Source organism: Micromonospora sp. DT41, from assembly GCF_049841715.1.
GTDB lineage: Bacteria > Actinomycetota > Actinomycetes > Mycobacteriales > Micromonosporaceae > Micromonospora > Micromonospora profundi.
In genome coordinates, this window is the sequence record NZ_JBNCKU010000020.1 from 60,848 (window position 1) to 70,741 (window position 9,894).

Here is a 9,894-nt window from a genome sequence, read left to right on the forward strand (position 1 = left end):
ACCCCTTAGCCGGCACTCTCGGTAGATCCAATCAGAGCTGCCCACGATGCCGGCCCGCTAACCAGCTTTCCGGGCCCGGATCGCCGACCATCGGCTCTCCGCGCGCGCTGACCGCCGATCCGCCGCCCGCGCGGCGGCCGCTCAGGCGGCCGGCACCGGCTCACCACGCTGGCGGGCCACGTGCTCGACCAGGGAGATCAACACCAGCTTGCCGGACTGCCGGTCCCGGGCGTCACAGAGCACCATCGGTACGTCCGGATCCAGGTCCAGCGCCCGACGTACGGTCTCCAACTCGAACCGGCGGGTGCCGTCGAAGCAGTTCACGCCAACCACGAACGGGATGCCGCGCTGCTCGAAGTAGTCGATCGAGGGGAAGCAGTCGGCCAGCCGCCGCGTGTCGGCGAGCACCACAGCGCCGAGCGCGCCGAAGGCCAACTCGTCCCAGAGAAACCAGAACCTGTCCTGGCCCGGCGTGCCGAAAAGATAGACCTGGAGGTCCTCGTTGATGGTGATCCGGCCGAAGTCCATGGCGACCGTGGTGGTCGACTTGCCCTCCACGCCGGAGGTGTCGTCGGTGCCGATCCCGGCCCCGGTCAACACCTCCTCGGTCTGCAACGGGCGAACCTCACTCAACGCGCTCACAAGCGTCGTCTTGCCGGCACCGAAGCCTCCGGCGATGAGGATCTTCAGTGCCAGCGGGATGGTGGTACGAGTGCCCGCATGGTCATAACGCACGGAGTCCACTGACCACCGCCTTGAGGATGTCGTCGTCGGGAAGGTTGCCGTCGGCCGGCGGCTCGTGCACCGCTACCAGGCCCTGAGCGAGAAGGTCACCGAGCAGCACCCGGATCACCCCGACCGCGAGGTCCAGCTCGGCTGCCAACTCGGCCACCGATACCGGCTGGCCGGCGAGCGCGACAAGCCGCCGGTGCTCCGGGAGCAGCTGCGGGTGGGCTGCCGGGTCGAAATCCGAGGCGGCCAGGACGAACGCGACCAAATCGAACCCGACGGCGGAGCGTACCCGGCCGCCGGTGAGCGTGTACGGGCGCACGACCGGGCCCGCGTCGCCGTCCAGCCACTCGTGCTGGGGCGCGGGCGGCTCAGCCCGCATCACCGGCACCCGCCGACGGCCGGGCCGGCGCACTGAGGTTCTCCCCCACACGGATGACAAGCATCGCCATCTCGTATGCCACCAGGCCGATGTCCGCGTCCGCGTCACTCACCACGGCAAGGCAGGCACCCTGCCCGGCGGCGGTGACGAAGAGGTACGCCGACTCCATCTCCACAACGGTCTGCCGGACCGGACCGCCGTCCACGTGTCGGCTCGCGCCCCGGGCCAGGCTGGAGAAGCCGGCGGCGAGCGCGCAGAGGTGCTCGGCGTCGGAGCGGTCCAGCTCGGTCGAGGAGCCCAGCAGCAGCCCATCGGCGGAGAGCACCACCGCCTCCCGGGCGGCCGGCACCCGTTGCACCAGCTCGTCGAGCAGCCAGTCGAGGCTGGCGCCCTGCTTCGTCGTCTGCCGCACTAGGCGTTCCTCTCAGTCTCGGTCGGGGGTTCGGTGGTGTCCCGGTCCGCAACGGCGTGGTCCGCCGGAGCTGCCGGGGTCGCTTGAGCCGTCGAAGACACCGGGGTCACCGGAGCCGTCGGGACGGGCGCGGCGGGCCCGGTCGCGGGTGCCGCATCTCGCTGGGCTGCCGCATCTGGCTGGGCTGCCGGGGGCGGCGGGGCGCCGGTGGCCCGGCCGCGGGCGGTTCCCGCCTGAAGTGCCGCCATGACCCGGCGTACCTCCTCCGGTGACCGGGGCGACGGCGCATCGGCGGCCGTCGACCGGGGCACTGCGGCGGGGGTACGCCGTCGCACCCGGCGCGGCAGCCCGTCCAGGTCGTCAGTTGTCCCGTCCGAGGACGTCCCCTCGACGCCCGGCCCGGTCGTGCCCGGTCCCTCGTCTGCGGGGGAGTTGGCGGCCGACGCGTCCGGGCCGTGGGCGGGCGCTGCGGTGGCGGACGGCCCGGTGGCGGCCGCGGGCGGGCGGGCACGGTTGGGCCGGGGTCGGGGCACTGTGGCCCGGCGGGGTCGCCGTTCGCCGGGCGCGGAAGTCGGCGCGGCGAGGTCGTGTCCGGCCGGCGGCTCGGCGGTGACCAGGTCGCTGGGGATGAGCACCACGGCGGTCACCCCGCTCTCCCTGCCGGGGCGCAGCCGGACCCGTACCGCGTGCCGTGCCGCCAGTCGGGCCACCACGAACAGGCCGAGTCGCGCGCTCTCGGTCGGGTCGAACTCGGGCGAGCTGGCCAGCCGGGTGTTCGCGCCCTCCAGTGCCGCCTCGGACATCCCCAGCCCCTGGTCGGTGATCTCCAGGGCGTACCCGTTGGCCACCTGCTCCCCCGTCACGGTGACCCGGGTGTCCGGCGGCGAGAAGGCGGTAGCGTTCTCGATCAGCTCGGCCAGCAGGTGGATGACGTCACCGACAGCCCGGCCGAGCACGCCGGCCGGCTGCACGACGGTGATGTCCACCCGGTCGTACGCCTCGACCTCGGAGATCGCGCCGCGAACCAGGTCGACAATCGCCACCGGGTTGCGCCATCCCCGACCTGGCGCGGAGCCGGCGAGAATGACCAGGTCCTCGGCGTGCCGACGGAGCCGGGTGGCGAGATGGTCCACCTGGAACAGTTCAGCAAGCTCGTCCGGGTCCTCGGCGCGTCGCTCCATTCGGTCCAGCAGGTGCAGCTGCCGGTGCACCAGGCCCTGGCTGCGCCGGGCGATGTTGAGGAACACCTCGTTGAGGCCACGGCGCAGGGTGACCTCGTCCACAGCGGCCTGGACGGCGGTGCGCTGCACCTTGGTGAAGGCCCGCCCGACCTCGCCGATCTCGTCGTGGCCGTACTCCAGTGGCGGCGCCTCCCGTGCGACGTCGACAAGCTCGCCGCGGCGCAGTCGGGTCACCACGTCCGGCAGACGATGCTCGGCCAGCTCGAGCGCGGCGGTACGCACCCCACTGAGGCGCCGGACCAGCGTGCGGCCGACCCGCACCGCCACCAGCACCGAGACCACCACGGCGACGAGTCCGAGCACACCGGCGGCGGCCAGCCGGAGCAGGATCCGGACGGCCATCGGCACCGAGCGGTCGGTGAGCCCGTCGGCCTCGGACAGCTCGAAGTCGCGCAACTGCTGCTGTACGGCGTCGTGGCTGGCCTGCCATGACGCCGCGTCCACCGGTGGACGTCCGGTCCGGCTGGCCCCGATCAACGCGTCCTGCATGGCGCGCAGGCTTGTGAAGTCCGGAGTCTCGGTAAGCCGTTGGTACGCGACGCGCCCGGCCTCGGGCAGGTCGGCGACCGCGCTCTCGCTGAGCCACCGCTGGTTGCCGATGGCCTGCACGAGCTGGGTGTGCTCGCCGTCGGCGAACCGACCGGCGGTCAACGCGCCGGCCAGCAGGGCGTCGGTCTGGCCGAGCAGTTCCCGGGAGCGACCCAGCGCGGTGAGCGCCAGCGCCTGCCGGTTGATGTCGGGGTCGGGCAGGTCCGCCATGGCGGAGAACGCCTGGAAGGCCGCGGTGACGATGCCACTGTAGAGGCCGAGCGCGCCAGCACGGTCCATCATGCGGTCGTCGATGAAGTTCCGGCCGCTCGGCAGGGCCGCCAGTGCGGTGACCAGCCGGTCGATCCGGTCCTCCAGGACCTCGTCGGCGGCGTCGCGCAACGCCTGTCCGTCGATCCGGCGGCGCAGCTCGGCGACCGCCCGGTCGGTGCGCTGGCGTTGCTCGACCAGTGCCGGCAGCTCGCTGGTGCCGGCGAGCTGCACCACCGACAGCCTGCGTTCCCGTTGCAGCTCGGTGACCACTGCCTCACCGGGGCGGCCCAGGTCGTACAGCAGGGTGCGCGCGGAGAGCAGGTCCAGGGCCGGGCCGAAGGTCAACGTCGTCGCGAAGATCCACAGTGCCAGCAGAGCGGTCACCGGCGCGACGACCAACGCGGTCAGCTTCGAGCGGATCGGCCAGTCGCGGGTTCTCATCAGACCTCGCCCGTACAGGGGTGGCAGGAGGGCGCCGGCACCGCCGGGCAACGCGCTCGCCGGGTGCGCGCCCGACCGTCCAGGTCGGGTGCCGGCGCGGGCGCCTTGGGCAGGATACGTAATCGCGCGCCGATGCACTACCGCCCGTCGCGTGGGCATCGACGCTACGGAATGCAACACCTGTGGACGCCCTCAGCGGCGGCCTCGCGAACTCGGCGCGGATCAGGTTTGATCGCGCGCCGCGCCGTGTCCCCCGGTCGCGTTTCGCCCTGCAACGCCCTCGCTAGGCGAAACGGGACGCGGATCGGTGCGGAAAGTGCCTCGGATCGGGATTGGCGATCAGTACGCGGAGGGAATACCAGGTAAGGAAGGAGGAGCCCATGTCGTCCACGCAGATAATCGTCATCGTCGTCGTCGTGCTGGTGATCGCAGCACTGGCCGTGGCTGCGCTGTCGGTCAGCCGCCGCCGCAAACTACAGAGCCGGTTCGGGCCGGAGTACGACCGGGTGGTCCAGGAGCAGGACAGCCGGTCCGCCGCGGAGCGCGAACTGCGCGACCGGGAGCGCCGGCACGCCGAGCTCACGCTCACCCCGCTCAGCCCGGAATCCCGGGCCCAGTACGCCGCGGCCTGGGAGGAACTCCAGATCCGCTTCATCGACTCGCCCGGCGACACAGTGGGCGACGCGGATGAACTCGTCACCCGACTCATCGAGGAGCGGGGCTACCCGACCGGGGACTTCTCCGACCAGATCGCCCACCTCTCCGTCGATCACGCCCGCACGCTCACCCACTACCGGGACGCGCACGAGATCCACCTGCGCAACTCCCGGGGCGAGGCCAGCACCGAAGAACTGCGCCAGGCTGTCGTGCACTACCGGGCTCTGTTCGCCGACCTGCTCGGCGAGGAGCCGGTCGGTCAGCACGCACCCGAAGAGCAGCACCACCACCCGGACACTCCGCACGACGCCACGAGCCGCTGAGGAGGCCACCACCCATGCGCCAGGAAGAGCAGGTGACCAACGCCCACCCGGAGGCCGTCCGGTCCACACCGGTACCCGTGCCGCCGACCGACGACCGAACCGACAGGAATGACCAGACCGACCTGACCGACAGGGACTACCGCTCGGACGCGTCCGAGGGCACTGTGGACGACCGGGACGCCTTCGACGACGCCGAGCGCGACCCCACCGCCGAGCACGAGCGGGCCGACGACGTCGACCCGGACCTGCACGACGTCGACGACGAGGCGGCGGACGACCGACGCCACCGCGCGGACGACCGGCACACCGACCCGACGGACGACCGCGACGACGAGGGCGGGTTCCACGAGCCCGGCCCGCTGCCGACCGCGTTCGGCGCTACCACTGTGGGGGACGCTGTGGCCGCGTCCGCGCTGGCCAGCCCGCATCCGCAGGACCAGCCCGACCCTCGGGCCGAGCGGACCGCCGAGCCCGGAGACGGCGCCGAGGACGGCGAACGGGTGGGCCTGACCGCCGATCCCACCGCCGAACTGCACCGCCGGGACGGCGGCCCGGAGACCGACCGGGACACCGACCTGGATCCCGACGCCGACGACCAGCACGTCGACGCCGACGGTTCCACCCGTACGGTCGTACCGGCGGGGAGCACTGACGGTGCGGCCGAGCGCCGCGGTGACCTGACCGACTGGGCCGGTGACCCGGACGCGACGGCGGCCGGCGCGGCCGACTACGGCAGTGCCACGCCGGAGATGGTCGACCCGGACGCGGACGCCGAAGTGGTGCCCGTCGTCGCCGGCACCACCTCCTCGCTGGAGTCGGCCGGAACGTCGCGGCCCACCGGGTCGACGGTGGCCGCCGAGCCGGCGACGCTCCTCGAAGCGGACACGGCGCAGGGATTCCGGGACCGCTGGCGCGACGTGCAGTTGCGGTTCGTGGACGACCCGCACGCGGCGGCCGGTGAGGCGCAGTCGCTGGTCGAGGAGGCCATCCAGGCACTCTCCTCGGCGCTTGCCGCCCAGAAGAACAAGCTGGGTGGCTGGCAGGACGCCGGCTCGGCGGACACCGAGCAGCTGCGGATGGCTGTCCGCAACTACCGGGACTTCCTGGACCGCGTCCTGGGTCGCTGAGTTACGCACGGGCGCCCCGGTCGATCATCGACCGGGGCGCCCCCGTATGTCCGCCCGCCCGTTGCGCCCCGGAAGCGCCCCGAAAGTGGGCAACCGGGCGCGCCGGCGCCGCGCATGGCCTCCCCGGCACGGGGTACGCGAGGGATCAGGCAACGTGTCGGACCCAGGAGGCAGCACCATGACCGATCGCGACCGCCGACCGCCGCTGGAAGAGAGCCCGCAAACGGCCGCTGCGGTGGACGACGACAGCACCGTCCCGCAACTGCGGACCGGAGGCGGCCCGGACCCTGACACTCCGGCCTTCGCCGAGCCCCGGGACCGGCCGGAGGATCTCGCGCCGGAAACCGACGAACTGCTCGGCGATCCGTACGCCGCCGGCACCGGCGCCACCGGGACAGGCACCGGCGCGGCTGGGGACAACATCCGCACCGGGGCTGAGCAGCAGTGGGAGCCGGAGGATCTGGTGATGGCACGGGGGCAGGACCTCACGCCGGAGAACCTCGACAAGGCACGCCGTGACCTGGCCGAGCAGGGCCGGGCGGCGATCGAGCGCACAGTGCCCTGACCGGCGGGCAACAGGGTGGGTCCCCGACCCGACCTGTGACGGTCGGATCGGGGACCCGGGGGGACCTGCCGCCGGCAGTGCCTCACCTACTGCCGGCGGCGGGTGGTGCTGGAGCGTTCCCGGTCAGAGGGCCGGGTACGCGTTGCGCATGAGCTCCTGGAACTGGGCGGAGAACCACGCACCGGAGATCGGGGCGTCCGCAAGCGCACCGGACGGGTTGTTGCCGTTGCGGGCGTTACCGCCGTACGTCGGGTCGCACATCCGGTCGAAGCCCTTGCCCTCGTTGTTCGGGATCTCCTTGCTGGAGCCGTCCGACTCGCCCGGAGGCTTCACCCAGACGTAGGCGTCGATGCCCGGCTCCGGGTTGGCCCGGGGACGCTCACCGAGGCCGGCACCGGCCTGGTTGCACCAGTTGCCGAGGTGGAGCCGACGGTCGACCCGGCCACCGTTGACGTACGTGTCGACGCTTGTCGTCGCGCCCGGACCGGTGGGCCGGGCGGACCCGCCCCAGCCGTTGCGGGAGGTGTCGATCAGCATGCCGATGTTGGAGTTGAAGCCGACCGAGACCAGCTTGTCGCGGAACGCCTGCGCGAAGGACAGTTCGTCGACGTAGTAGTTCCAGTCCACCCACTTCGACTGCCGCACCGTCTGGCCGTTCACGTTGTCCGTCACCTTGAAGTACGGCTCACGCAGAGCCGAGTAGTTCGCGGTGTTGGTGATGAAGCCGTGCACGTTGTTGACAGTGCTGCCGGAGGCGACCGCCGCGGTCTTCAGGATGTCGGCGGTCGGGCCGAAGTTGGTGTCCCAGCCGAGCCAGCCGTGGTGGCCGGCGTCGACGTAGTTGTAGACGTTGCTGATCGCACCGAACTTCGCCAGCGCGTAGCCGACGCCGTTGACGTAGGCGCCGTTGGCCTTGACGGTGTCACACATCACGGTGCCACCCGCGTTGCCAGTGGTGTTGGTGACCAGGTTCGGCAGCGAGTCGATCTCGATGACGTTGATGATCCGCAGGTTCCGGTACTTCGCGTCGGACTGGATCGCCGCGATCGGGTCGATGTACTCGGCCTTGTACCTGGGCAGCTCGTCCGGGCCCAGCTCACCGTTGGAGGCGAGCGCGGAGCAGTCCCGGCCGGGCAGGTTGTAGATCACGAACTGGATGTAACCGGCACCCTGGCGCAGCGCCTCGTCCAGGTGGTCACGCACCCCGAAGGCGCCGTTGGAGCTGCTGTCCGGCGTGCCGTTGATGGCGGCGATCCGGTCCAGCCACACGGCGGTGGGGTTGTTGGAGACGCGGCTTCCGCCCGCCTCGGCGTCCGCCTTGGCCTTCCACTCCGGGTTCACGTAGCCGGGAACACCGGCGTACGGGTTGTCCACCTTGGTTCCGGGCGGCGGGGTCGTCGGCGGAGGCGTGGTGGGCGGAGGCGTGGTCGGCGGAGGCGTGGTCGGGGGTGGGGTGGTGGGGGGTGGGGTGGTGGGCGGCGGGGTGGTCGGGCCACCGCCGTTGCAGACCACTCCGTTGAGGGTGAACGACGTCGGCTTCGGGTTGCTGCCGCTCCACGCGCCGTTGAACCCGATGTTCGTCGACGCACCGGTGGCGAGGCTGCCGTTGTAGGACAGGCTGCGGGCCGTGACCTGGCTGCCGGACTGGGTGAACTCGGCCGACCAGCCCTGCTGCACCCGCTGGCTGGAGTTGGGGAAGGTCCAGCCAAGCGTCCAGCCGTTGACCGGGTCGCCGAGGTTCTTAATTGTGACGTTGCCGGTGAAGCCACCGGGCCAGTCGTTCGTCGAGTAGACGATCTCGCACTGCGTCGCGGCCTGTGCCGCGGTAACGGGGATCGTCACCAACCCTCCGGCGACCAGCACGCCCGCGCCTGCGAGCGCGAAGGTCCGGCGTGGGCCGGACAGCCTTCTCCACACATTCATGCCACTGATCTCCTTGGGCGAGACCGGGCTCGCGTACGGCCCGGCGTGGGACGGCCCGGTGAGACGTCCTGGACGGACGGCTGCCGGCGCCAACGGGATTCTTTGGGGTGCCCGACCCGGACGGGCTGCTGTGGTGGTGGTGAACGACCGGCGCGGACCGGCCCAGTGGCGGCCGGATGTCGTCCGGCGAAACCGGATGCCCTCGACGCCCTGCCTGCGCGGTGTGGCTCCCCGAACCGCGTGCGCCGATTCTTACATGGGAGCGCTTCCATGGCAATGGCTCGATGCGTGTGGCCGACCTTTGCGACTCGGACGATACCCCCGAGCGGGATCTGCCGACACGAGAGCGACGGGCCCGCCATTACCGGATGAGCGCTGGTGGGCCGGTACGCGGCGTGCCGAACACCGCTATCGACGCCGCAAGGCGGTGGCGCACCCAAGACGTACGGCAAGCCCGAGAAGGCGGCGTAGCACTCCTTAGCCTCTTACCAGCAGTAAAGGTCAAAACGCGAATCTTTCACTTCATAAGTCATGAAACCGTCTAACGTCGGTCGTAGCTCGACTGTCGTCGGGCTCAGGACAACAGGGATGGAGTGACGCAAGTCATGGCTAAGAAGATGCTCGGGAAGGTCGTTGCGGGCGCTGCGCTCGGCGGCGCATCGCTCCTGGTGTTCGCGCCGGGGATCGCGTTCGCCGACGGGCACCACGACGGCGGCAAGGACCACGACGGCAAGGTCTACGCCAAGCCGCACGTCGTGAAGGCTGGCGACAAGGTCAAGCTCCTCGAGATCTGCCCGGACCGGCAGGAGCACGCCTTCGTCTGGTCCAAGGTCACCGGCAAGGTCAAGCTGGAGGCGGCGCGGGACGACAAGGGCAAGGACCACGGCGAGTGGAACAAGGAGGACGGCTCCTACGACCACGAGGACCGCGGCCGGGACGAACACGGCAAGGACGACAAGGGCAAGGACGAGCACGGCAAGGACGACAAGGACAAGGACAAGGGCAAGGACCACGAGGGCAAGGGCGAAGACGGCAAGGACAAGCCGCAGCCGCCGGCCGACTCCCCGCAGCCCGGTGGCCAGGGCGGTGGCGCTGCCGCCGACGCCTACGGCGACGAGGGTGGCAAGGACTGGAAGGGCGAGGAGCACGGCCAGGACGCGGAGAACGGCCGCGACAAGGACTGGGACTCCAAGGACGAAGGCAAGAAGGACTGGGACTCCAAGGACGAAGGCAAGAAGGACTGGGACTCCAAGGACGAAGGCAAGAAGGACTGGGACTCCAAGGACGAAGGCA

8 protein-coding genes and 1 pseudogene are annotated in these 9,894 nt (G+C 71.1%); 4 read left to right on the forward strand and 5 right to left on the reverse strand.

Translation table 11 applies throughout. The features are described from left to right. Positions 1-141 precede the first annotated feature (141 nt). Genes ACLQ23_RS27800 through ACLQ23_RS27815 form a run of 4 tightly spaced genes read right to left on the reverse strand, consistent with a single transcriptional unit; the run spans position 142 to position 4,006 of the window. Entirely contained in the window at positions 142-744 is a 603-nt protein-coding gene (locus ACLQ23_RS27800; protein ID WP_355593827.1) for a GTP-binding protein, read from the reverse strand. Then, on the reverse strand, positions 725-1,111 hold the full coding sequence (locus ACLQ23_RS27805; RefSeq protein WP_355593825.1) for a DUF742 domain-containing protein: 387 nt from the start codon (positions 1,109-1,111) through the stop codon (positions 725-727). The genes ACLQ23_RS27800 and ACLQ23_RS27805 overlap by 20 nt, the downstream gene beginning before the upstream one ends. Further along, entirely contained in the window at positions 1,101-1,523 is a 423-nt protein-coding gene (locus ACLQ23_RS27810) for a roadblock/LC7 domain-containing protein (protein WP_355593823.1), read from the reverse strand. The genes ACLQ23_RS27805 and ACLQ23_RS27810 overlap by 11 nt, the downstream gene beginning before the upstream one ends. After that, positions 1,523-4,006: a sensor histidine kinase gene (locus ACLQ23_RS27815; RefSeq protein ID WP_355629899.1), complete on the reverse strand. Its 2,484-nt coding sequence runs from the start codon at positions 4,004-4,006 to the stop codon at positions 1,523-1,525. Before ACLQ23_RS27815 ends, ACLQ23_RS27810 begins: the two co-directional genes overlap by 1 nt. 380 nt (positions 4,007-4,386) lie before the next feature. Between ACLQ23_RS27815 and ACLQ23_RS27820 the strand changes: the two genes are divergently transcribed. The 3 genes from ACLQ23_RS27820 to ACLQ23_RS27830 all read left to right on the forward strand — a co-directional run bounded on the left by ACLQ23_RS27820 (position 4,387) and on the right by ACLQ23_RS27830 (position 6,678). Next, positions 4,387-4,986, forward strand: coding sequence for a hypothetical protein (locus ACLQ23_RS27820; RefSeq protein ID WP_355593819.1), 600 nt, complete (start codon positions 4,387-4,389; stop codon positions 4,984-4,986). A gap of 14 nt (positions 4,987-5,000) precedes the next feature. After that, positions 5,001-6,113, forward strand: a complete 1,113-nt coding sequence (locus ACLQ23_RS27825; protein ID WP_355629902.1) for a hypothetical protein — start codon at positions 5,001-5,003, stop codon at positions 6,111-6,113. A 178-nt stretch (positions 6,114-6,291) separates the two neighbouring features. After that, entirely contained in the window at positions 6,292-6,678 is a 387-nt protein-coding gene (locus ACLQ23_RS27830; RefSeq protein WP_355593815.1) for a hypothetical protein, read from the forward strand. 123 nt (positions 6,679-6,801) lie between these two features. On the opposite strand, the gene ACLQ23_RS27835 is transcribed toward ACLQ23_RS27830, so the two are convergent. Then, a complete protein-coding gene (locus tag ACLQ23_RS27835) occupies positions 6,802-8,601 on the reverse strand; it encodes a glycoside hydrolase family 6 protein (protein ID WP_355629905.1) in 1,800 nt (599 codons plus the stop codon). A gap of 605 nt (positions 8,602-9,206) precedes the next feature. Here ACLQ23_RS27835 and ACLQ23_RS27840 point away from each other — a divergent pair. Beyond that, positions 9,207-9,894, forward strand: a pseudogene (locus ACLQ23_RS27840) (hypothetical protein); the annotation flags it as partial.